Annotated in this window: 20 protein-coding genes; 5 read left to right on the forward strand and 15 right to left on the reverse strand. The window is 45.1% G+C overall.

Going from position 1 to position 24,081, the window contains the following annotated elements:
* Nucleotides 1–9 precede the first annotated feature (9 nt).
* Together AC27HD_RS07755 and AC27HD_RS07760 are read left to right on the forward strand one after the other, a co-directional pair.
* Nucleotides 10–858 carry an MBL fold metallo-hydrolase gene (locus AC27HD_RS07755; protein ID WP_487104839.1) on the forward strand — a complete coding sequence of 283 codons (849 nt, stop codon included), beginning with the start codon at nt 10–12 and terminating at the stop codon, nt 856–858.
* A 48-nt stretch (nt 859–906) separates the two neighbouring features.
* Complete coding sequence (locus AC27HD_RS07760; protein WP_487104841.1) at nt 907–1,917, forward strand: phospholipase A; 1,011 nt, start codon at nt 907–909, stop codon at nt 1,915–1,917.
* 57 nt (nt 1,918–1,974) lie between these two features.
* On the opposite strand, the gene AC27HD_RS07765 is transcribed toward AC27HD_RS07760, so the two are convergent.
* The 3 genes from AC27HD_RS07765 to AC27HD_RS07775 all read right to left on the reverse strand — a co-directional run bounded on the left by AC27HD_RS07765 (nt 1,975) and on the right by AC27HD_RS07775 (nt 6,186).
* Nucleotides 1,975–2,874, reverse strand: a complete 900-nt coding sequence (locus AC27HD_RS07765) for a histone deacetylase family protein (RefSeq protein WP_032096870.1) — start codon at nt 2,872–2,874, stop codon at nt 1,975–1,977.
* Between the two features lie 78 nt (nt 2,875–2,952).
* Entirely contained in the window at nt 2,953–4,575 is a 1,623-nt protein-coding gene (locus tag AC27HD_RS07770) for a methyl-accepting chemotaxis protein (RefSeq protein WP_487104843.1), read from the reverse strand.
* Between the two features lie 282 nt (nt 4,576–4,857).
* On the reverse strand, nt 4,858–6,186 hold the full coding sequence (locus AC27HD_RS07775; protein ID WP_487104845.1) for an IS4 family transposase: 1,329 nt from the start codon (nt 6,184–6,186) through the stop codon (nt 4,858–4,860).
* An 11-nt stretch (nt 6,187–6,197) separates the two neighbouring features.
* Between AC27HD_RS07775 and AC27HD_RS07780 the strand changes: the two genes are divergently transcribed.
* On the forward strand, nt 6,198–6,518 hold the full coding sequence (locus tag AC27HD_RS07780) for a hypothetical protein (protein WP_487104847.1): 321 nt from the start codon (nt 6,198–6,200) through the stop codon (nt 6,516–6,518).
* Between the two features lie 34 nt (nt 6,519–6,552).
* On the opposite strand, the gene AC27HD_RS07785 is transcribed toward AC27HD_RS07780, so the two are convergent.
* From AC27HD_RS07785 to guaB, 4 genes are all read right to left on the reverse strand, one after another.
* Nucleotides 6,553–7,509, reverse strand: coding sequence for a PEP-CTERM sorting domain-containing protein (locus tag AC27HD_RS07785; RefSeq protein WP_487104849.1), 957 nt, complete (start codon nt 7,507–7,509; stop codon nt 6,553–6,555).
* A gap of 148 nt (nt 7,510–7,657) precedes the next feature.
* Nucleotides 7,658–8,101 carry a hypothetical protein gene (locus AC27HD_RS07790; RefSeq protein WP_487104850.1) on the reverse strand — a complete coding sequence of 148 codons (444 nt, stop codon included), beginning with the start codon at nt 8,099–8,101 and terminating at the stop codon, nt 7,658–7,660.
* Nucleotides 8,102–8,252: 151 nt separating this feature from the next.
* Complete coding sequence (guaA, locus tag AC27HD_RS07795; RefSeq protein WP_163104981.1) at nt 8,253–9,830, reverse strand: glutamine-hydrolyzing GMP synthase; 1,578 nt, start codon at nt 9,828–9,830, stop codon at nt 8,253–8,255.
* Between the two features lie 189 nt (nt 9,831–10,019).
* Nucleotides 10,020–11,489 (reverse strand): IMP dehydrogenase, encoded by a 1,470-nt coding sequence (gene guaB, locus AC27HD_RS07800; RefSeq protein WP_032097100.1) that lies wholly within the window; start codon nt 11,487–11,489, stop codon nt 10,020–10,022.
* A 100-nt stretch (nt 11,490–11,589) separates the two neighbouring features.
* Between guaB and xseA the strand changes: the two genes are divergently transcribed.
* Nucleotides 11,590–12,942 (forward strand): exodeoxyribonuclease VII large subunit, encoded by a 1,353-nt coding sequence (xseA, locus tag AC27HD_RS07805; protein WP_487104853.1) that lies wholly within the window; start codon nt 11,590–11,592, stop codon nt 12,940–12,942.
* 11 nt (nt 12,943–12,953) lie between these two features.
* Nucleotides 12,954–14,003 (forward strand): hypothetical protein, encoded by a 1,050-nt coding sequence (locus tag AC27HD_RS07810; protein WP_487104855.1) that lies wholly within the window; start codon nt 12,954–12,956, stop codon nt 14,001–14,003.
* A 154-nt stretch (nt 14,004–14,157) separates the two neighbouring features.
* Here AC27HD_RS07810 and der read toward each other — a convergent pair whose 3' ends face one another.
* The 8 genes from der to rlmN form a co-directional block, all read right to left on the reverse strand.
* On the reverse strand, nt 14,158–15,603 hold the full coding sequence (gene der, locus AC27HD_RS07815) for a ribosome biogenesis GTPase Der (RefSeq protein WP_032097102.1): 1,446 nt from the start codon (nt 15,601–15,603) through the stop codon (nt 14,158–14,160).
* A gap of 258 nt (nt 15,604–15,861) precedes the next feature.
* Nucleotides 15,862–17,118, reverse strand: a complete 1,257-nt coding sequence (gene bamB, locus AC27HD_RS07820) for an outer membrane protein assembly factor BamB (protein ID WP_287008732.1) — start codon at nt 17,116–17,118, stop codon at nt 15,862–15,864.
* Between the two features lie 42 nt (nt 17,119–17,160).
* Complete coding sequence (locus tag AC27HD_RS07825) at nt 17,161–17,781, reverse strand: YfgM family protein (RefSeq protein ID WP_032097103.1); 621 nt, start codon at nt 17,779–17,781, stop codon at nt 17,161–17,163.
* A 12-nt stretch (nt 17,782–17,793) separates the two neighbouring features.
* Complete coding sequence (gene hisS, locus AC27HD_RS07830; RefSeq protein ID WP_487104858.1) at nt 17,794–19,077, reverse strand: histidine--tRNA ligase; 1,284 nt, start codon at nt 19,075–19,077, stop codon at nt 17,794–17,796.
* Nucleotides 19,078–19,154: 77 nt separating this feature from the next.
* Nucleotides 19,155–20,273, reverse strand: coding sequence for a flavodoxin-dependent (E)-4-hydroxy-3-methylbut-2-enyl-diphosphate synthase (gene ispG / locus AC27HD_RS07835; protein ID WP_032097105.1), 1,119 nt, complete (start codon nt 20,271–20,273; stop codon nt 19,155–19,157).
* 8 nt (nt 20,274–20,281) lie between these two features.
* Complete coding sequence (locus AC27HD_RS07840) at nt 20,282–21,301, reverse strand: RodZ domain-containing protein (RefSeq protein WP_487104861.1); 1,020 nt, start codon at nt 21,299–21,301, stop codon at nt 20,282–20,284.
* A 6-nt stretch (nt 21,302–21,307) separates the two neighbouring features.
* Entirely contained in the window at nt 21,308–22,549 is a 1,242-nt protein-coding gene (gene pilW / locus AC27HD_RS07845) for a type IV pilus biogenesis/stability protein PilW (RefSeq protein WP_487105544.1), read from the reverse strand.
* Between the two features lie 60 nt (nt 22,550–22,609).
* The gene (gene rlmN / locus AC27HD_RS07850) at nt 22,610–23,728 is read right to left on the reverse strand and encodes a dual-specificity RNA methyltransferase RlmN (RefSeq protein WP_487104863.1); all 1,119 of its coding nucleotides are present in this window, start codon (nt 23,726–23,728) and stop codon (nt 22,610–22,612) included.
* Nucleotides 23,729–24,081 lie beyond the last annotated feature (353 nt).

Genomic DNA, 24,081 nt, shown 5'->3' on the forward strand with positions numbered 1-24,081 from the left:
GCTTAGTATATGCGGTTAACATTTTATGGCGTTAGAGGTTCAATTCCGACTCCCGGTGCGGACTTCGTGCGCTATGGCGGAAATACTGCGTGTGTGCATATTGAACTTGAGGATGGTACCGATATCGTCCTCGATTCAGGCACAGGCATTCGCTTACTAAGCGCTCAACTTATTCAAAAGACGTCGCCAATTAATATTTTACTTAGCCACAACCACTGGGACCATATTCAGGGCTTTCCCTTTTTCACGCCGATTTATCAAAAAGACAGAGAAATAAATATTTTTCCAGGTCAGACTAATCTCGATGAACCAGATCAGATACTTCGGCAAATGGAAGGCTCTTTATTTCCCGTTCCACGAACTGCTTTACACGCAAAGATAGACATTGTGCAGCTACCAGCGGAGCAAGAAAGCTTTACTGTTGGCAGCGCACATATTAAGCGTGTACCAATGAATCATCCAGGTAAAGGAAGCGCCTACTGCATTGAAGCCGATGGATGCAAAATAGCGTACATTACTGACAACGAGCTCTATCCTCCTTACAAAAAAGAAACTGATTTTCAGACATTTGCTGCCTTTGCTTGCAATGCCGACCTGTTGATCCACGACGCCCAATATATGGGCTCAGATATGCCAGCTAAAAATGGCTGGGGCCATTCTGTTGCTGAAGAAGCGGTGAAACTTGCTATGGCAAGTAACGTTAAACAACTCGCTTTATATAGTCACGACCCAGAGCGCACTGACGACGACATTGATTTTGTGGTCGCGCACTGTAATGACTTTGTTGTTGCGGCTGAATCCCCGCTAACCATATTTGCTTCGGCTGAAGGTCAAACATTGAACTTCAACAAGCCTTAATTTAAACCTCAACTTAGAACCTTAAGATCATAACCCGGAGAGTAAAAGGTGAATTTAAAGCCTTTGTTTTTTTTAATTACATCTACGTACATTTTACTAGGTGCAAATACCCTTGCGCATGCGCAGGAGTCAGACTCAAGTGATGAACAAACAACATCTAGTGCTGCTAAGGAGGAAGACAAATCTGATTTATCTTTAGCTATTGAAGAAGGCATTGAAGTTATTGATATCATCAAACGAGATACCACAACAGAAAGTGCGCTGGATAATAGAATAGCAGGTGATAAAGAAGCCCTCGATAATGTGTTTGCTATTACTCAGCATCGTCAAAACTATCTACTTCCTTTTACGTATGTAAAAAACCCAAACTCCGCGGGTAATGAGGAGTTAACGGAGGAAAACGTAGACAGTAAAGAGGCAAAATTTCAGTTGAGCATGAAGCTGCCTTTATATCTTGAGGACACGGGTTTTGACGGACTGTATTTTGGTTTTACGCTTACCTCGTTTTGGCAACTCTATAATAGTGAAGTGTCTAAACCATTTCGTGAAACCAACTACGAACCAGAAATTTTTTGGCAGAAAACCGGTGACTACTCCGTATTAGGCTACAAATTTAATACCTTTCAATTAGGCTTCAATCATATGTCTAATGGCCAGAGCGGGCTTCGCTCTCGCAGTTGGAACCGCATATTTGCCTCAATTACATTTAGCGATAATGACGATATTTATTACTTAAAAACATGGTATCGCGTGCCAGAAGATGAAAAAGACGATCCATTAGATGCCAGTGGTGATGACAACCCAGATATCGAAGACTTTTACGGCCGCTTCGAGCTTGGCTATGGCAGAAAGATTGGCGCGTTTAAGATGCTCGCTCTTGTTCGAAATAACTTAGACTTTGATGAGAATAGAGGCAGCTTTCAACTGGATATGACCTACCCTATTTCAGACCGCTATGAGCTGTTAGTGCAATATTTCAACGGCTATGGCGACTCACTGATAGACTACAATCGCTCACAAGAGCGTATTGGCATAGGCTTCCAAGTAACGTTCCTTTAAGGTCTATTGGCAACTGCAAATAAGGTTTTACATTACTTGCAGTAAAGCTGGAAACCGCTATTCAACAACACCCGCGGCGCGATACAGTTGTATGTGCACATCAACAAGCGCCGCAATGTCCCGTTGATATCCCCCTCCGATTACCGCAGCAATTGGGAGCCCCTCCCTCTCTGCCAAGTCGAAAATAGTTTTATCTCTGTGATACACACCCTTTGTAGAAATATTTAATAGCCCCAAATCATCATTTACATGCACATCTACGCCAGCATCGTAAATGATGGCATCGGGCTGAAATTGGCGAAAAGCGAGTGTTATAGCCTGCTCCAACGTGGTGAGATATTCATCGTCCTCGGCCGCTTTAGGGAGGCCAATATCAATGTTGGATACCTGCTTTCTATGGGGAAAATTCTTTTCACCATGAAGAGAGAGTGTAAAAATGTCGTCATCGTTTTCGGCCAGCTTAGCGGTGCCGTCACCTTGGTGCACATCTAAATCGATAATAAGTACGTTATCAATGCCCTCGTGAGATTGCATCGCCTTGGCTGCCAAATACAAATCGTTGAATAGGCAAAAACCCGATCCGAAATCGGCAAAAGCGTGATGATAGCCGCCGGTCAAATTTAAGGCTTTGCCGGTCTCTATGGCAAGATTAGCAGTTTGGATTGTTCCGGCCACTGCGGTGCGCGTGCGCTCTATCAGTTGCTCAGACCAAGGGAAGCCTATTCTTCGCATCGCCTTTTTATCAAGGGTACCTGTGGTGAGTTGCTCCACATATTCAGGTGAATAGAAGCGTATTAACTCTTCGTTAGTCACTGGCGTTGGGGTGCTAAAACGTGATGGGCTCACTCCTCGAGCAATTAACTCATCTCTAATTCCCACGTATTTCTCGATTGGAAACCGATGCCGGTCTGGCAGAGAGAGTTGGCTATAGATGGGGTGAAATACTAGGGGTATCATGAAGTCGCAACAACCTTATAAACAGCATTAGTGGCAGAGGAAGCCAATGCCTCCTCAGTGAATACTGTCAAAGCAGGCTTAGCGGGTCAAACTGTTCACCACCTTTTCAACGTTGTATGACATATTTTTCATAGAGCGAGACATATCGTCACGCTGGGCGAGCTCGTGATAGCGCTCGGCAGAAGTCACCACACTACCAATAATGGATTCAACTTGCCCTAGCACCGCCTCTTGCTCATCAGCGGCTTCATTAAGCGCTACCACAACACTGGCTGTCTCCTGAATGTCTCTCACAACGGTATTTAGTCGTTCGAGGGCCGATTCCGCCTCAGCGGCGTTGGTATCGGATAGCTGTTTACCAGTATTCATGGCGGTTACCGCACTCATTGCCTCTGACTCGAAGCTGCTTAGAATATCGTTAATCTCTCTGGTGGACTGTTGCGTTTTCGCCGCTAACGCTCTTACTTCATCAGCAACCACAGCAAAACCTCTACCGTGCTCTCCGGCCCGCGCAGCTTCAATGGCAGCATTAAGTGCTAATAAATTAGTTTGGTCTGCTATTTCATTGATCACATTCACTACTTTTAAAATGTTAGTACTGCGAGATTGAAGCTCAGTCACAATGTCACTTGATGCTGTAACGGTTTGCGCAAGTTGCCTAAACCCAACGTTGGCTTTTTCGAATGTGGTGTAGCAACTTGCTACATTTTGTTCTGAATTGTTGGTGGCTACCGCTACCTGATCAGTGATTGCTACCAGATTTTGCACAATGCCCTTTAATTTATCCGTGCTAGTGTCCAATGAACGAGACGTGTCTCTTTGCTCATTGGCCCCTTGCATAATGAGGTCACTGACACTGGCAAGGGACGTAAATGCGCCGCTCATTTCCTTCTCGGCATCTTTTAATTGCCCTACCGATACGTTGAGTTTCTGTTGCAAGGCCCTTGCTGAATTCGCCAGTACACCCAATTCGTGGTCGCTGGTATATGTGAGGGCGTAGTCATAATCGCTGTTAGCCAGGTTAGAGATGCATTTAGCAACCTCTTTGGTAGGGTTGATCACCTGTGAACGTAGCCTTGCGATAACATAGCTTAACGACAATATTGACAGCACAATGGCGGCAAGAAGAATAAGCCACAGCATGTTACGCGTACTTTGCTTGAGTTCCTCTATCGCCGTGGCCGACTGTAGTGCTATGTCATCAGCAATACTGCCTAGAAGTTTGGCGGGTTCTCTATCGATTCCTCGTACATAACTATCACCGACTTTAGGATCGAAGCCTGAATTGACAAAAGCGTCGTACCCTTCGCGGTATTTGGTTGCCATAATGCCATGTGCTTTTTGAAACTGGCGAATCTCTGCTTTTGCTTCATTACTGATTACATCATTTTGCAGCATGGCACTAAACTTTGCTTGAATGTCACTTTCGCGCTGCTTAAACCGCTTCCAATACTTTTCTCTATCGGCTTTGTCATGGCCTCGAAGTAGCACATTCTTCCACTCTTGTACCTGAGTTTTAAAGGTACTTAGCACATCGTTAACGTCGCGCTCAGACTGAACCAGCGTATTTTCAAGTTCATCAAAAGCATTCAGTAGTGTGAATGACTTTAAAATTGACGCACCGTTGAGTAAAACAAGGAGAAAGAAACTGGCGAGGACGGGGGTAATAACCAAACGGCTTATACTTGTGTACTTGAACACGACATGACCTTTAACTTAAAGATTAACAGCACTATTAGATGATATTTTTATGACAGTTGCGTTACGCCAAAGGTATAGCAGGGTATACTTATTACTTGCACTTTATACCTATTACTTATTATGAAAGCGCATTGTCTTAAAAATAAGTACCTAAAAATCTAAAGCGAAAACCAGCACAGTCTATAAACTTTCGCTTGCGTAAATATAGTTGAGATTAAAAAGAATTGAGATTAAAAAGAAAGATGCGGTAGAAATAAAAAAGAGCCACGTGGGTAATGCCAGTCAGTTAAGCTGACTGGCATTTTTCTTTTTAGTAGGGTACTTGCTAGGTTTGGGTTTGACGCACCGAGGGTATAACCTGTCTTCTCGCCTTGTTGGAAGCTCGTAGTAAGTCAATTGGTTGATGAGGTTTTCATACAACACGGGCAGTTTTCCAGGGCTAGTGAGCACTGTCGTTAGTAGGAATGCCACGACCGCGCTTGAGCATCCGCTGAAGCTGAGCTGATTTGGCCAGATGCCTTTGCGCGTTGCGGCTTCGGTCATTGCCACTCTTATCAAGTTATAGGCAAGCAGTAATCCCCATAACTCTTGTTCAACCATGTCAGGACGCTTGCTCCTAAGCGTATATTCACTGTTCAGTAGCGTTTGTTTCATTTCGCGATACCCTAACTCAATCTCCCAGCGATGGGTGTATAAGTCTACAATGTCTTCACTGGGGTAGCGCATTACATCGGTAAGCGAGGTCAGAATTCGGCACTCTTTCCCTTTTATTTTCTTCGTCACCAGCCGCGCCTCAACTTCGTCTGGAAGCCCAGGGAACTTCTTTCTCGCTTGAGGTGTAGTTGTCAGTTTAACCCGTTTATCTACACGGCTATAACTTTCTAATACTTCAAACTGAAGCCCTTTTCTGGCGGGTATCATCCAGTGCCTTTCTTTTCCAGCGTTTTGCCACTGATGAAGTAAGCCTAAGGAATAAAAGCCACGGTCAAACATGGTCAGTGAATGATTAGGCGTATCGCTAATCAGCTGCTCTGCTAGCACCATCTCATTCGATTTGTATTTATCAAACGCACTGCTGATGAGTTGGTGGCTTGTCAGTTCCATTTGGCAGACCATGCGAATCTGAGGAAATGCAGTATCACCATGTTGAGTACTGCCAGAGCCATACTTATCGAGGTTTTCAGCGGTATCTGCCGTTCGCCAAACGACACCATCTACTCCGAGCAAATTCAGTCCGTTCCATGTTTCGAATTCATGTTGTTGATACCAATGTTTAGCCATCTTTTTAAAGGATTGTTCTACAGCCTCGGTTCCTAGGCGCTGTCGCGCCTGAACCATTGCGCTTGGCGCAATAAGGGGGGCTTTACCGGGGAGTGCGATATCCATCTTAGTGGCAATATTCCACACAGATTCCTGTCTAAAAAGGCTCATTCCCATGACACACCACATCACCGATTCAAGCGGTAAGCGACGCTTTCTGACCGTTGCCACACCTGCATCAACAAAAGCTTCATCAATGATAGTTGGGTCTAAGAAAGCTGAAAGCTTGTCAAATGAGTGAAACTGAGTACTGGCATTAAACGCGGTGTCTAAAGCTGTTTTAAAATTCATAAAAAAATCCGATGGCGAATGCTCATCGGATGGGTGATGATTACGTGTTCTCAGTTGATGGCGGTATGCTAACTCAACGGCAGATGTACTCGTGTTGGCGGGAGCTGATGTTGCTTATGGGATTGCCTGATTACAAAGATGACAACTTAACGTTTTACTCCCTTCGACATTTTGGAATTACTGAACGGGTTAGGTCTGGTGCCAAGTATCAAGACATAGCTCGAATTGCTGGTACATCGGTCATGCATATAGAGAACACTTATCTACATGCAGATGATGAAATGGATTTAGTTGTTGTGCTGAGTCGAAAATCAAAAAGGCTACTCATTTGAAGTGAGTAGCCTTTAAATAGCGAACAAACAACGTTTATTTAAGAACTCGTTTGCGGCGAACTGCCATACCTATCAAGCCTAGCCCAAGTAATGCAAACACTGAGGGCTCTGAAACATGTGTAGCTTCACCGACAGCAAAGGTATCAATAGTAAGAAAGATGCTATTTGCAGTAATAGGGTCATTTGGTATAACAAAATCGAATTCAGCAATGTAGTTTCCACTAATTGAACCACCGTTGGCAAGAATATCTTCGGCTGATAGAGAAAAAGTCCAAGCATCACCCAGTTGATCGATGCGAGCTTCTTCAGTCATATCAACTGTGCCGTTAATGCCTGTTCCACTGACTCGAGGATTATGAAGACCTGACAGCAAGTCGCCAGTCGTGAAATTAAATACATCGACTTGAATTCCTACAGCGCCATCAAAAATTGAGCCTGCGACACCGGAGAGTAATGCATTGATCGTGAATTCCACATTAAACGTGTACTTCCCATCTACGCCAGCTGTGTCTGAACCGTCATAGGCATAACCTCCAACTGCAGCATTGGCTAAACCACCGACGCTTGACCCAATGGGCGTTCCGGTGAGGTCGAGAAGAAGACTTGCGTTGGTGTTTGCACCACCCCACGCGGTACCATCAACACCACCACCTAGCGTAAATGTGAAAGGCGAACCAACAGAACTTACTGCTGAACCCTCACCCCAGGAAACGCCGGCACCATAGGTTTGACTGCCGGTAGTACCTCCACCGTAGCCGTTCGGATCGTCCTGCCCAAGGCTATTATTAACATCACCAAAACCACTTGCAGAAGGTGCAGCAGGCAGATTATTGCTTTGGCTATAGAATACCGAACCAGTGCCTTCAAGGGGGCGCACTAAATTAGCGCTGATTTCTGCGTCGAAAATCAGACCAGCAGTTGCGTTTGTACCGCTCAATATAGTTGTGAACATTATGGCAGACTTCAATACAAGTCCAAGTTTACCTTTCATTTAAAACTCCTGCTTACATTCATGAAACCGCTTTTCCAATAAAATCGCAAAAAACAAGCCAAAGCTTAAGCGATTGATATTTATTATATATATTAACGAAAAAATTAAATCTGTAAAAAAAACTGACACATCATGGCGAACAGGTGTTCTATTCCCCTAAAATTACTGATCTGACCATTCCTCGCTTACTCAACCCATCATAGTTGGGAGTATTTTTACTAAATTGAATGATTATAACGAAAAAGGCACAGCGTAAGCCAAGTTCAACATGCCGTTGCCGATGGTCTAGGTAAATCTGAACCATCTCAGAAACGGTGATACTGAATACTTTTTTACCAGCATTAACCATTGCTGTGATGTCAGCCCATTTGTTCTTGGCTCGGGCTATGGCAGTTCCCAAATGCTTTGTGCGCAATGACTCACGATAGTAGGCACCTTCACCACGAACACGCATACGAAATTGCCAGACGTCTTTGCTTTGTTTGGTGCGCAGCACTATAGCTTCACCATCTAAGACTTCGTGGCGTTCGGTGATATAAGTTGGATTGGACTTACGGCTTTTACTTTTTGAACTGGTTTTGGAATTGGGCATGGCTTTTATGGTCTGCAATAGCAACAATTGTTTGTAAAGATGCTAAGCATATAAAAGCCAGAAGCCTTGTTAATCAAGGCCTTGCATAGTTGTAAGGCCTTTTTATTGATATGAAATACCCATATTGATCAATGGGTTATGCGGGGTGTTTTTATTCCCACTCAATAGTAGCAGGTGGTTTACCTGAAATGTCGTATACCACACGAGAGATACCGTCTACTTCGTTGATAATACGGTTAGACACTTTACCTAGGAAGTCGTAAGGCAGGTGTGCCCAATGCGCCGTCATAAAGTCGATAGTCTCAACAGCGCGAAGGCTAACTACCCAGTCGTATTTACGCGCATCGCCCATAACGCCTACAGAGCGTACCGGTAAGAATACGGTGAATGCTTGGCTCACTTTTTGGTATAAGTCTGCGGCGTATAGCTCTTCAATAAAGATAGCATCGGCACGACGCAAGAGATCGCAGTACTCTTTCTTAATTTCACCAAGTACACGAACCCCTAAACCTGGCCCAGGGAAAGGATGACGATATAGCATGTCGTAAGGCAGGCCAAGCTCAAGACCAATTTTGCGCACTTCATCTTTAAATAATTCACGCAATGGCTCAACAAGCCCGAGCGCCATATCGTCTGGGAGACCGCCTACGTTGTGGTGAGACTTAATAACGTGGGCTTTGCCCGTGGCCGAGCCTGCAGATTCGATTACATCAGGATAGATAGTGCCCTGAGCTAACCATTTAGCATTAGCAAGCTTGCCGGCTTCTTCATCAAAAACGCGAACAAATTCGTTGCCAATGGCTTTGCGTTTAAGCTCTGGATCTTCAATACCTTCAAGGCGCGCTAAGAATCTTTCTTCAGCATCGATACGAATGATATTTAAACCAAAGTGGTCGCCAAACATCTCCATAACTTGGTCGGCTTCGTTTAATCGCAACAGCCCGTTGTCAACAAATACGCAGGTAAGGTTTTTGCCAATAGCGCGATGTAAAAGCATGGCCGTCACCGAGGAGTCTACGCCACCAGAAAGACCGAGTATGACCTCATCATCGCCGACTTTTTGCTTAATGCGCTCAATCGCATCTTCAATTATCGCACCCGCAGTCCATAGCTTTTCACACTTACACACGTCCATGACGAAATGCGTTAATAATCGCATGCCCTGGCGAGTGTGGGTAACTTCTGGGTGAAACTGTACACCGTAGAACTGTTTTTCTTCGTTATACATAGCCGCATGAGGGCAAGACGCAGTCTGGGCGATGGTCTCGAAACCAGCAGGAATAGCAGACACTTTGTCGCCGTGGCTCATCCATACATCAAGACGAGCTGCTCCGTTATCGCCGATAGCATCTTCAATCTTATCTAGTAATGGACTTGGTTTAATTACCTCTACTTGAGCATAACCAAACTCACGCTTGTCTGACCCAAGCACGCCGCCGCCAAGCTGGTGAGCCATGGTCTGCATACCGTAACAAATTCCGAAAACAGGAACACCGGCCTCAAACACATAATCAGGTGCTCGCGGTGACCCTTCTTCGGTTACCGACTCTGGACCGCCTGACAATATGATCCCTTGAGGATTAAATGCGCGAATTTGCTCTTCGGTTACATCCCAAGCCCATAGCTCGCAGTAAACGCCTATTTCACGCACTCGACGTGCTATTAGCTGTGTATATTGCGAACCAAAATCCAAAATAAGTATTCGTTGAGCGTGTATGTCTGAACTCATAAAAAGCCTTTTTTTCTTTTCAACCACTAAGCCACACTGTGACGTATTACGTCATATGGCGTCATATAGCGTGGGCAAAGTGTTTGTAAACAACCTGTCCGAGGCATGGATGCCGAGGCCAAGCTCCCATGGGTGGGTTTACAGCGTGGTTGTGTTAGACACTATACCCACGCTGAACGATAACTCGCCTTAACCTAAACGGTAGTTTGGCGCTTCTTTCGTAATACTCACATCGTGCACGTGGCTTTCACCCATACCCGCTGACGTTACGCGAACAAACTGTGCTTTGGTATTAAGCTCTTCGATAGTAGCGCACCCGGTCAAGCCCATTGCTGAGCGAAGGCCGCCCATTTGCTGATGAATAATATTGGCAATCGGTCCTTTATAAGCAACGCGACCCTCAATACCTTCTGGTACTAATTTTTCAGCATTATTGGATTCTTGGAAATAACGGTCTGATGAACCATGGCTTTGGTTCATGGCGCCTAACGACCCCATACCGCGGTAAGATTTGTAGTAACGGCCTTGGAAAAGCTCAACTTCACCCGGTGCTTCTTCGGTACCTGCAAGCATGCTGCCTACCATCACGCAGCTTGCACCTGCTGCTAATGCTTTGGCGATATCACCTGAGAAACGAATACCGCCATCAGCAATAACTGGAATACCAGTCCCTTCAAGCGCTTCTACCGCATCGGCAACGGCAGTAATCTGCGGCATACCACAACCGGTTACAATACGGGTTGTACAAATTGAACCCGGGCCTATACCTACTTTCACTGCGTCTACGCCCGCATCCGCTAGTGCTTTTGCACCTTCACGAGTGGCGACGTTACCAGCGATAATTTGTACATCAGGGTAATCTTGGCGTACTTTCTTCACGCGGTCGATAACGCCTTGGGAGTGACCATGTGAAGTATCAATTAATAGCACGTCAACACCCGCATCTACTAATAGTTTAATGCGTTCGTCAGTACCTGGGCCAACACTAACAGCCGCACCAACACGCAATCTACCTAGTGAGTCTTTACAGGCATTTGGTTTGTTTTCTGCTTTTTGGAAATCTTTTACCGTAATAAGGCCGGTAAGTTTGAATGCGTCGTCCACAACAAGAATTTTCTCGATGCGATGCTCATGCATCAAGTCAAGAACCACGTCAGAGCTAGCGCCTTCTTTCACCGTGACAAGGTCGTCTTTGCCCGTCATCACGTTACTAATAGGAAGCTCTAAGCGCTTTTCGAAGCGAAGGTCGCGGCCTGTCACAATACCAATGAGGTTATTTTCTTCATCGGTAACAGGGAAACCTGAGTAACCTTTGCTTTTCGATAAAGCAATAACGTCGCCAATGGTCGCGTCTTTAGTTACTGTAACAGGGTCGGATACTACACCGCTCTCATACTTTTTAACTTCAAGAACGTGTTTGGCTTGCTCTTCAGGCTTCATGTTTTTATGAATAAACCCGATTCCACCTTCTTGTGCCAATGCAATGGCTAAGGGAGCTTCAGAAACCGTATCCATGGCGGCTGACACCATAGGGATATTCATTGTCACATTGCGCGTAAGACGCGTTTGTAGACTTGCTGTGTGAGGGAGGACGGTTGAGTGGCCAGGAACTAGCAACACATCGTCAAAAGTAAGGGCTTCTTGGATGATACGTAGCATGCAACAACACCTATTCAGTTGAGGGTTAATTGCGGCGTGATTGTAGTGTTTTTTGGTTTTAAGGTAAACTCTATTTGTATTAAACCATGTGATTTTTTTTATGTTTACAAATTCGCCATCTACATCTCGACAAATTTTAACAGTAACAAAGCTAAATCGATTGGCTAGAACCGTGCTTGAAGGCGAAATTGGCCTGATTTGGCTGTCTGCTGAAATTTCCAATTTTGTCTGTGCAGCATCAGGACATTGGTACTTCACGTTAAAAGACAACAAAGCACAAGTACGTGCCGCCATGTTTAAGGGCTCAAACCGCTCGGTGCGTCAGCGCCCGAAAGAAGGCGATAAAATATTAGTGAGAGCGTCGGTGGGTCTTTATGAGGCTAGAGGCGACTATCAGCTAGTTGTTGAACACATGGAAAGTGACGGTGAAGGCGCTTTAAAACAGGCCTTTGAAGCGTTAAAGCTGAAACTCAACAATGAGGGGCTGTTCGACGCGTCAATAAAACGAAGCTTACCCACCTATATTACTCGTATTGGCGTGATCACCTCATCAAGTGGCGCCGCCCTTCACGACGTACTTAGCGTTTTAAAACGTCGAAGCCCGCAAACACAGGTTATTGTGTACCCCTCAATGGTACAGGGGGAAACTGCACCGGCTCAGCTTATTCAGGCTCTTAAGAAAGCCAATGAAAGAAATGAAGTTGACGTACTGCTTTTAACCCGTGGCGGTGGTTCGCTAGAAGACTTGTGGTGCTTTAATAATGAGGCATTAGCGCGAGAAGTGTCGGCCAGTCATTTACCTATTGTGAGTGCTGTTGGTCACGAAGTCGATTTTACTATTTCTGATTTTGTAGCCGATTTGCGTGCTCCAACCCCTTCTGCTGCCGCTGAGCTTTTAAGCCAAGATTCGAACGAAATTGTGCAAAAGCTGGTACAAAAACGCCAGCGTTTACACCGTGCAATTTCACAAAAGCTCGTGAACAACAAACAACAACTGACCATTCAACGTCAGCGATTACAAAACTTACACCCACAGAGTAAAATACAGCACCAATGGCAATCACTAGACCGGTTACAGCTGCAATTACTGCACAAAATGCAGCGAGATATAGCAGGCGCTGATAAACAACTGCAATCGCTAACTAGCCGGCTGAATAGACAAAACCCAGCACAACGCCTTGCGCAATCAAACAGTAACTTGGCCTACGTGAAAACGAGATTACTCAATAGCATGGCCGCGCTGCTTGGCACCAAAAAGCAACAGCTGGCCTCAAATGCATCATTACTTCAATCGGTAAGTCCACTGTCTACGCTGGCAAGAGGTTACAGTATTACTCTCGCTGAGAACGCTGCGATAACCAGTGTGGAGGCGGTGAATAATGGCGATACGATAACAACCCGAGTGACTGACGGTGAAATAACCAGTACAGTAACCAAAACGTTAAAGGAATAACTCAGCCAATTATGCCGACCTTTCGCAGCTTCGCTTTTCGAATAGCCTCCTTGTCTCTTGCTATGGTTTCAACTGGAGCACTCCTTTCTATTGGTACTTTTTCACCCATAGCACACGCCGTTGTGACCAACCCTGCTGTAAATAGTGTTTCTGCACCAGTCTCTGTGTTTTCCACTTACCCGTCGTCTGAGCTCGTGGCCTTGTGCAACGAGCCAGAGAGTCGCTGCGAAGAAGATAGTATTACTCCCGACGAATTTGTGTCTGCCCTAAAGGCAACCTCATATTTAACCTCGCTGCAGCCTTATGCAGAGAATAATGACTACGAACTGTTGATAGCCAATGTGGGGAAAGTATCCACTCAATTTGCTGAAATTACGCTGCAGTGGCGAGGAATGGAAATAAACTCCCATATTGTTAAGACAAGTGCACAGAAACAGGCTGAAAGTGGAAACCTTCAACATGCCGAAACGCTAATTAGGCAGTGGGAAGACAATGCAGTCAACGAAGGAATTTTTACAGCAGAATTCCTTTATCGCGCTCTTGAGGCAAGTAATTACCAGCATGACTTAGCAGTGCCTAATTCATTTGGGCAGTTTACTAAGCTAGACACCCAACTTTTTGCAGATCCATTTAGTGGCGCCATTACCCGATATACTCACCCTGCTTATGAAGATGCCCTCATTGATGTGATTGTTTACCCGTTTACACACAAAATAACTGAAGATGATCGCACGCTGTTAAACGAGCAACTCGATGTCGACCTAGCAAAAGCGAGTGCGGTAGCTAAAGCACAGCAACTTACTCTTACTCTCTCTAGCCCAGCAGCACCATATAAGGTAAAAGGAATTGCCGATGGGTGGCGACTTGGCATTACGGCTGAGTCTGAAAAAGCCCCCACACTTTATGCATCTACCTACGTATTTAGAAAGCACGACAAAATCATAAAAATAGCCACCACATTTCCTACCGATTTCTCAGATCCACTCGTGGATGAGCTAATACAGCGTGTTGATGTACCAAAAGAATCGTTGTTAATGAAGCGGGTTCGAAAGCTGTTATAAATAGCTATCCTAAAATACTGCTGTTCTGAAATGCTGCTGTAAAGAAATTGTTATTAAGCACGAGACAGGTATAAAACGGTAAAACTGAGCTTTAAAACAAAAAACCGACGAGTTACTCAAAAGTAATCGTCGGTTTTTTACTATTTTGCTCGTACTATTTGTCTTTATAGAAAGACATCATGCGACGGCGTTTACGCTGCTGCGCTAGCGTTAAGTTATTTTTCTTGCCTTCAAACGGGTTGGCCCCTTCTCTAAACTCAATCTTGATGGGCGTTCCCATGATCTCAAGTGCTTTTCTAAAGTAGTTCATTAAGAAGCGCTTGTATGAGTTAGGTAAGTCATCTACCTGGTTACCGTGTATAACAATAACAGGAGGATTATACCCTCCCGCATGGGCATACTTCATTTTAACCCTTCTGCCACGAACAAGCGGTGGCTGATGGTCATCTTGAGCCATTTCCATAATCTTAGTGAGTATTGATGTGTTAATGCGTTTAGTCGCGCTTGAGTACGCTTCCTGAACCGATCCAAATAGATTACCCACACCCGAACCGTGAAGGGCCGAAATAAAGTGGATGCGTGCAAAATCGACAAAGCCTAAGCGTCTATCCATTTCACGCTTAATATCGTCTTTCACATCGCTACTTAATCCATCCCACTTATTGACCGCTAGTACTAACGAGCGACCAGAGTTTAAAACGAAACCGAGCAAGCTCAAATCCTGATCGGTGATCCCCTCACGAGCATCAATAACCAACAGTACTACGTTCGCCTCTTCAATGGCTTGTAGGGTTTTAACAATGGAAAACTTCTCAACCGCTTCGTTGATCTTCTTACGCTTTCTTACACCAGCAGTATCGATAAGAACATATTCCCGTTCATCTCGTTCCATAGGAATGTAAATACTATCGCGGGTCGTACCCGGCTGATCAAAAACCACCACCCGCTCTTCGCCTAAAATGCGATTGGTTAGCGTAGACTTTCCAACGTTCGGTTTACCCACGATGGCAAGCTTGATAGGTAAGTCTTGAAGTCGTTGACGCTGTGCTTCCGCATCTTCTTCGCCTTCAGGCTCGATATCATCCACAATTTCCATGTCGGGAAAGTCGGCTTCAAGAGGCGCTAAACCGTCTTGTAGCAATTGACTCACACCTCGACCATGGGCGGCAGCAATTTGCTTAACCTCACCTAACCCAAGCTTGTAAAACTCAGCACTCTCACTGTCGCCGTCAATACCGTCTACTTTATTAGCAACGATAAAGACTTTTTTGTTGATGCGACGAAGATGGTCGGCTATGCCTTGATCTGCTGGCAGTAACCCTGCTCGTGCATCAACCAAAAACATCACAACATCAGCTTCTTCAATGGCTAGAAGAGACTGCTGGGCCATTTCAGCGTCGATACCTTCTTCATCACCCGTAATTCCCCCGGTATCCACTACGATGAATTGACGTCTTTCGAATTTGGCTTGGCCATATTTTCGATCTCGCGTGAGACCAGGGAAATCAGCAACAAGTGCATCGCGAGTGTTTGTAAGACGATTAAATAAGGTCGATTTTCCGACATTGGGACGGCCAACCAGAGCAACAACGGGTAACATTTATCAGATCCTAGAGGTCATGAAAGCTAAAAAGCATAAACCGCAAGCGTTTAATAACGAAGTAATCAATGCTTTAGATAATAGCATCAATGGCTCGTTGACAACTTGCGGTTTTGAATGTGCGCATTATACCCTTTAAGGGGGTTAATACCAATTCGGATTCATCACCTATGAGTGATGAAGAACTAATAACAAGGCTGGAAACGAAAAAGCGCCGTTATGACGGCGCTTTTTAGGTACTCTACTTGAGGAACCTCTCTAGGGAACCTTGACCGACGCCACTACACCGTTGCGAGTAATAGCAACTATCGCGCCTTCAACAACGATGGGCTCTACGTAAATAGAGTCATCTTCGTCATCGCCACCCACGTCTAGACGGGCAACAATTTCACCACTTTCCTTTTCAATCCAGTGCAGAAAGCCCCATTTATCACCCACAACCACATATTCACCCACAGGTGTTGCTGCCGTTAATGAGCGCTGCTTAAGCGTGCCTTGCGACCAAAGCTCCACACCATTTCGTCTGTCTAAGGCATAAACGTTAGACGCGTTATCGACAACAAAAATCTGATTACCATCAATATTTAGGTTGCGATATGAAGAGTACTCACGTTTCCAGATTACACGACCTGAACGCAGTTCAACTGCCGCCAACGTACCATTGTAAGACACAGTATAAATAGTTCCGCCATACAGCACAGGCGTGGTGTCAATATCAACAATACGCTCTAATTCGGTGGCACCTGAAGGCGTAGAAATAACGGTTTCCCATGCCAATACGCCAGTATCAATAAGGTTAACCTGAAGCTTGCCCGTTGGGGCACCCACAATCACACCGCCGTTTGATGCTATGGGCCCTGAAATACCACGTAATGTTAACGGAGGTGTATCGCCTTCATGACGCCACAGCTGCTCGCCGGTTCGTGTATTAAAACCGAATAAGCTGCCTGCGCCGGTGTTAACCACTAAAATACCGTCATCGGCTGCAGGAGCTGCTAATACTTCACCTGGCACGGTAGCATCCCACACTAGTTCGCCACTTTCGGCGTCTAGGGCAGCAACATAACCGTTTTCAGTGCCAACAAAAACATGTCTGTCAGCAACAAAAATACCACCAATACGGGCACTTTCACCACTGCTCCACAAATTGCTAACAGAGCTCAGCATGCCCTCAGTGCGAAACGTAGCAAAGTTCTTTTCCCATACTACGTTGCCTGTTTCGGGCTCCATGGCAACAACATTGCCGTGGCGGTCTGCAGCATAAAGTTTGTCGTACGCGTAAACCGGCTTAAGGCGTGAAAAGTAATGATTGACACCATCACCGATATCTCGCTCCCACTCTACCATTGGAGAAAACTTAGCTTCGATGGGCTTTAAGCGACGAATTTCAAGCTCTTCTTCATCAGCGAACCAGTCAGAAACGGTTGAACAGCCAGACAAAGTAATTGAAACCGCCAACGCCATTGAAATGGTGCGGGCAAATCGACCCTTACGGCCACAGGTGTTGTGAAACAAATTGCGTACCTCTTTAATTTTTATCAGCCTTTCGACCCAAGCTTACTGAGCTGCCGCAACAGCTAGATTATCAAGCTTCATTTGCAGCAGTGGGTTGTTGGCATTTTTTTCTAATGCACTAGAGTATGCTAAACGCGCGTCATCGAACTTATCTTGCTGCTGATATACATCGCCTTTAAGTTCGGATACTTCTGCAGAGAATGCGTCGTTTGATACATTGCCAAGCGTAGACAACGCAGCATCGAGCTGGTTCATTTCAATTTGCACACGGGCTAAACGAAGAGACGCTAATTCTTTCATTTGCGCATTTTCAGCAAATGTAATCACTTCGTTTAAATGAGAGGCCGCAGTGTCTAAATCACCTGAATCAGCTGCTTTTTTAGCGGCTAGTAAGTTAGCAATACTGGCATACCCGGTATCTTTATTTTCTTCGATAAACGATTTCAGACTGGCACTACTCCCCTCTTCTGCGAAGGTTTCTACTGCCGTTTGATAAGCAACAGAAGCAGCTTCTTTGCTTTCAATTTGCATATCTGAATATTGACGCCATCCGAAAAGACCACCAAGGCCTAAGGCAGCACCCACAATGATGGCAGTGCCATGCTCTTTCCAAAAACGCTTAATCGCTTCAACTTGTTGTTCTTCTGTTGCGAACTGTTCCATGATGTCCTCTTCTTATTTTTCGCTCAGCAGTTTTAAAACCGTATCTGAAAGGCTTTCAAAACTCACTGTAACTTGCTCTTGACCATCGCGAAGGGGCTTAACGCCTACTTTGCGTGATTGCATTTCGTCCGAACCTAAAAGTAGCGCTAGACGAGCACCGGTTTTATCCGCGCGCTTTAATTGTTTTTTAAAATTTCCGCCGCCACAATGCATCATGATACGCGTATCAGGCAATTGATTTCTCAAGTGCTCTGCGACTTCAATAGCATAAGACTGGGCATCATCACCCATAGCGGTCACATAGACATCAGCGAAACTGTCGTCTTGGCCTTCATCGGTCAGCGTTGTTAACAACAACACTAAACGTTCGATACCCATTGCAAAACCAACCGCCGGTGTCGCTTTACCACCAAGTTGCTCTACCAAACCATCATAGCGGCCGCCGGCGCATATTGTACCTTGTGCGCCTAAGCTATCTGTTACCCACTCAAACACCGTTCGATTGTAATAATCTAAGCCTCGAACTAATCGCGGATTCACTTCATAGGCAATGCCAACTTCGGTTAATCGTGCACAAAGAGTTTCAAAGTGCGCTTTCGATTCTTCGTCTAGGTGGTCGATAAGAGAAGGGGCATCGGCGATAGCAGCTTGAACGTCTGGATTTTTGCTATCGAGAACGCGCAGTGGATTAGTTTCCAATCTACGAAGTGAGTCTTCATCCAGCTGATCCGCTCTAGCCTTTAAGAATTCAACGAGCGTGTCGCGGTAAGCAGCACGAGCTTCATTAGAGCCTAGCGTATTGATTTGCAGCGTAACGTGCTTTTCGATCCCAAATGATTTCCAAAAACGAGCGCTGAGTAAAATAACTTCTAGATCAATATCTGGCCCATCTATTCCGTATGTTTCTACACCAAACTGATGAAACTGACGGTAACGACCTTTTTGTGGACGTTCATGGCGAAACATTGGACCCATGTACCACAAACGTTGCTGTTGGTTATATAACAGCCCATGTTCATTTCCGGCTCTTACGCAGCTGGCAGTTCCTTCAGGACGCAGCGTTAAGCTATCGCCATTTCTGTCCTCGAACGTGTACATCTCTTTTTCAACAATATCAGTGACTTCACCGATAGAGCGTTTAAAGAGGTCGGTACTCTCGACAATGGGCGTGCGTATCTCTTGGTAACCGTAATTCGCCACAACCTGTCGAAGTACAGATTCTACTTTTTGCCATGTACCGGAAATCTCCGGTAGGCAGTCATTCATGCCTCGTATTGCCTGAATAGTCTTAGCCACTTGAAATTCTCATACTGCTAAATAGTGAAAAGCCCCGCATTATAGGGGCTTTGGGAACAAACAACAACGTTGCAGGCTTAGTCTTTTACCGATACCTGAATTTTGTTTTCTTCGCTCATCCGCATTGCTTTCGCGCGAATTTTGGCTTCTAACTTATCAACGAGGTCGTCGTTAGCTAAACGCTCTTTTACGCGCTTGCCATCTTCGTACAAACCACTCATGTTGCGAGCGCCGGTAAGCCCTAAATCTGACACTTCAGCTTCTCCAGGACCGTTAACAACACAGCCGATAATAGATACGTCCATAGGCGTTAAGATATCTTCAAGACGCTCCTCTAGCGCATTCACTGTGCCTATCACATCAAACTCTTGACGAGAGCAGCTAGGACAAGCAATAAAGTTGATACCGCGAGAGCGAATACGTAAAGACTTAAGAATATCAAAGCCTACTTTTATCTCTTCTACAGGGTCGGCAGCAAGAGAGACGCGTATGGTGTCGCCAATGCCCTCGGCGAGCAACATTCCTAGCCCTACAGCGCTTTTAACCGCGCCTGCGCGCTGTCCGCCGGCTTCTGTAATACCGAGGTGCAATGGCTGATCAATTTTTTGCGCGAGCAGCCGATAGGCACCAACGGCCAAAAAGACATCTGATGCTTTCACGCTAATCTTAAATTGATCAAAATTGAGTTTGTCGAGAATGTCCACGTGACGCATGGCAGATTCAACCAGCGCTTCTGGCGTAGGCTCACCGTACTTCTCTTGTAAATCTTTTTCTAACGATCCGCCGTTAACCCCAATTCGAATAGGGATATTGTTGTCTTTAGCGCAATCTACTACAGAGCGTACGCGCTCCATGTTACCTATATTACCGGGATTAATACGCAGACAATCCACGCCATACTCGGCAACTTTTAAAGCAATGCGATAATCAAAATGAATATCTGCCACCAAGGGCACGCTTACTTGGCGCTTAATCTCTTTAAACGCTTCGGCTGCATCCATGGTTGGCACGGAGACACGCACAATGTCGCCGCCTACAGCTACAATTCTGTTAATCTGCGCAACAGTTGCAGCAACATCTGTAGTGAGCGTATTCGTCATCGATTGAACAGCAATGGGAGCGCCATCACCTATAGGAACATTTCCCACATTAATACGTGTGGACTTTCTGCGTTTAATAGGGCTTTCTGCAAACATCTAAATACCTATAAAGGAAGCGTGAAGCGAGCTATTTTTCCATTTTGAAACGATGAGATATCTGCTAGCTCGCCATTAACTGATATGCGCACATTATCAGGTGCGCCTAGTGTAACTGCAACAGGAGGAATACCTTGAATGTCCATAACCCGTCCCTGTTGCTTTACGCCAGTGGCGATAACCTCTCCGGTGGCATCCGCAATATTCACCCAACAATCTTCACTGAACGTAAAGGTCATGGATATAGGCGCAGCGGTCTCATTTAAACTTAAATCGGCGTCTTCCTCTTCTGTCATGCTGCTAACAAGCGCCGTGAGATTATTGCTGTCGTTAATTTCTGATGGCGGCGCTGAAATTGCACCGTTGTCTAGACCGTCGCGACTTGTAAGGTTAGAGGGAGAATTTGATAATGCTGACGAAGGAGCACTGCTAGTGTCTTGAGCATTTCGAGTTGAATTATCGCCAGACATTGATACAGCGCCTATAGAGGTTTCATCATCAGAGATTGAAGATTCAGGCTCTGGCGAACGTGCCTTCGCTATAGCTTCCTCTTTCACCGACTCGATTAACGATGAATCTGTCGCGGTGTCGTCTCCAGGCTGCTGGTACCACCACAACACCACGCCACCAATAATAATTAGCAGAATAATATAAGTCACCATCATCCAGCGGTCATCATGTGTCTGTTTTGCGACACGTTTTGAAAAGCTTTGAAGCTTATCGGATGACGGTACTTCAGATTGATTATGATAGTGCTCAAAGGCTTCAATAACCTCGTCTGAAGGCAACCCTAATTGCTTAGCGTAATTTCGAACGTATCCTTTTGTAAACGTAACCGATGACTTCTCATCAATAACATCATTTTCTAAATCATTGATTTGAAATGTTTTTAAGAAAAGCTTACTGGCAATTTCTTGTTGTGAGAGACCTAACGCTTCTCTGCGCTCTTTTAATAAGGCCCCAGGACTTGGCGTACTTTTTTCTTGTTGCGATGTGACTTCTTGACTCGCGTTTTCTTCTGACACCATTAACCTTTATTCCTCCTGCATACTCGGTGGTACTAACCAAAGCTTCTGACCAGCAATAATAGCGCCAGTATTGTCTAGGTTATTCCACTTTTGCAGCGTAGACATCCTAATATTGTATAGCAACGAAATACGATATAAGTTTTCCGCCTCTTTTACTACATGGAATTTACTCGTTTGGTCGGATAAATCAGGCTTTGCAGCGACATTTTCATTATCTGCATCTCGCGCCGCGGGTTCGCCCGCTTTCATCTTGTCAGCGCCAAGCTCTGAAGCGGCTGATTGGGCCACTGTTTTTGACTTTTCATCAGAGTTCGACTCTGGATCAGATTCAGGGGCTGGCGCTGATTGAGTTGACGGCTCGTCGCTATTCACAACTAACACTGTTTGCTTTGTGGTTGGTCTTAGTATCGAGCCACTCTGATTTGCACTTACACTGTTTCCATTTCTTGAATCTTTCACCACCGTCTTAACGGTTTTAATTACCTTCGCATTTAAATTTGAGCGCTCTGCTAAATAGCGTTTCGCTAACGTACTATTAGGAAATAACGACAGTAACATATCTCCATAACCCTTTGCGGCGACGTCATCTTTCTGACCCTTCGCAATATCAAATGCTAACCACAATGAATCAGGTGATACTTTGGCAACCCGTTCGTAACGACGAAGGGTAGATTTTGCCTTTTGCCACTGCTCAGTAGCGACGTAAAGCTCGGTAAGCAAGAATAGTGTTTTCGCGCGAGCGGGTTGATGCTTAAGCGCGTTCTCAAAATACGCAATGGCGTCTTGGATATTATTTTGTGATTGAGCGCAGAGGGCTAAATTTTCGTAAGTTTGTGCAGCATTTGAATACGAGCGATTATCGATAGCGCGTAGAAAATATGTTTTAGCTTCGTCGTACTGACTGTTCTGGCATTTAAATGCGCCAAAGCTGTTGGCGATATCACCGTTGTTAGGTTCAATATCCAGTGCGGCAATATAGTATTCCTCAGCACGCTGATTTTCCCCTACCAGTTGGTAGTAATAGGCCATTGCATATTGTACATCGGCCGAGCGCGGATCAAACTCTATGGCTTTATCAAGGTTGCGCTTCGCTTGAGTGTAATTGTTGTTTTGAAGGTAGGTAAGACCTAATGACATGCGCGTTCGAGCCGCTTCCTCAGGATCGAAATCAGCGCTGTTAATGCCTGTTTGGCTACTGCTTACACAGCCCACTATGAATAGCGATGCGCCCACTAACGCGGCGCGCATGCTGCTTTTTAATCCTTTTTGCAATCCAGTTGGCATAGTCTTACCCTAATATCTTAATGATTATTGGGCCATTTTTACTGAAATCGCTTCGCCCTTCACCTGTTTTTTTAACATTCTTTTTGTTCTATCAACAACGTCGCCTACTAATTGACCACATGCAGCATCAATATCATCGCCTCGAGTTTTACGAACAACTGTTGTAAAGCCATATTCCATTAGCACTTTAGCAAACCTATCTATTCTAGAATTACTAGAACAGGTATACGGTGAACCTGGATATGGATTAAATGGAATAAGGTTAATTTTACTTGGCGTATCTTTCAGTACTTTAGCTAGCTCGTGTGCCTGCTCGGTACTGTCGTTAATGTGAGAGAGCATAACATACTCAACCGTCACTCTGCCCTGGTTTGCCTTAGACTTTGCCAAATAACGACGTACGCCAGCTAGAAACGCTTCAATATTGTATTTTTTGTTTACCGGTACAATCTCATTGCGCAACTCATCATTCGGCGCGTGTAGTGAAATGGCTAACGCTACGTCAATCTGATCGCCCAGCATATCCAGCGCTGGCACTACACCTGATGTGCTCAATGTGACGCGACGTTTTGACAAACCAAAACCAAAATCGTCTAGCATGATGTCCATGGCTGGAACCACATTTTTAAGGTTGAGTAAGGGCTCGCCCATTCCCATCATGACCACGTTGGTAATGGGACGTTGGCTAGTATCTTTTGAAAGACCTAAAAATGTAGCTACGCGCCAAACCTGACCGATAATCTCGCTCACACTAAGATTGCGGTTAAACCCTTGCTGGGCTGTACTGCAGAATGTACATTCAAGGGCACAACCTACTTGTGAAGATACACATAGCGTGGCTCGCTCTTCCTCAGGGATCCAAACAGATTCTACTTCTTGGCCGCCCTCAAGTGTGAGTGCAAACTTAATAGTGCCGTCGCTGGCCTCTTGGAAATAGGCAATTTCGGGGGCTTTTATCTCGCAATTCTCAATAAGCATGGCACGAAGGTTTTTATTGAGGTTACTCATTTTCTCAAAATCACTTTCGCCTTGCTGATAAATCCACTTCATTAATTGATCAGCTCGAAATGGTTTCTCTCCTTTTTCCTTGAAGAAATTGCGCAAGCCTTCGCGATTTAGATTTAATAAGTTTGTTTTTGCCATGAATAAAATGACCCTTTTACCTTGCGAGGATTACTACCTCGAACTGCTTAATTGAGAGTGCTAGTACTGTGTGTTGTACTGAAGAAGCGACTAAAGACAGTCACACTTTTGCGAACAAGTGTGACTGTCTTTAGTGCTGCACATAAAACATAGATGCTTACGCTTTTTACTGTATTACTTCCTAACTTTCGCTAGGTTGCGGTTAAGCCGCTTGTACACGTTTTGCTAAACCTTCACCTAACCTTTGTAGTAAGGGTTTACATTAAACATTTGCGCTTAAAATTTGTGCAAATTCTACCATGTATGCCTTCGCATAAAAAGTAATACCAGTCCGCATTACCTTCACGCACTTC

This window comes from Alteromonas sp. 4NS20-0143 (assembly GCF_057542855.1).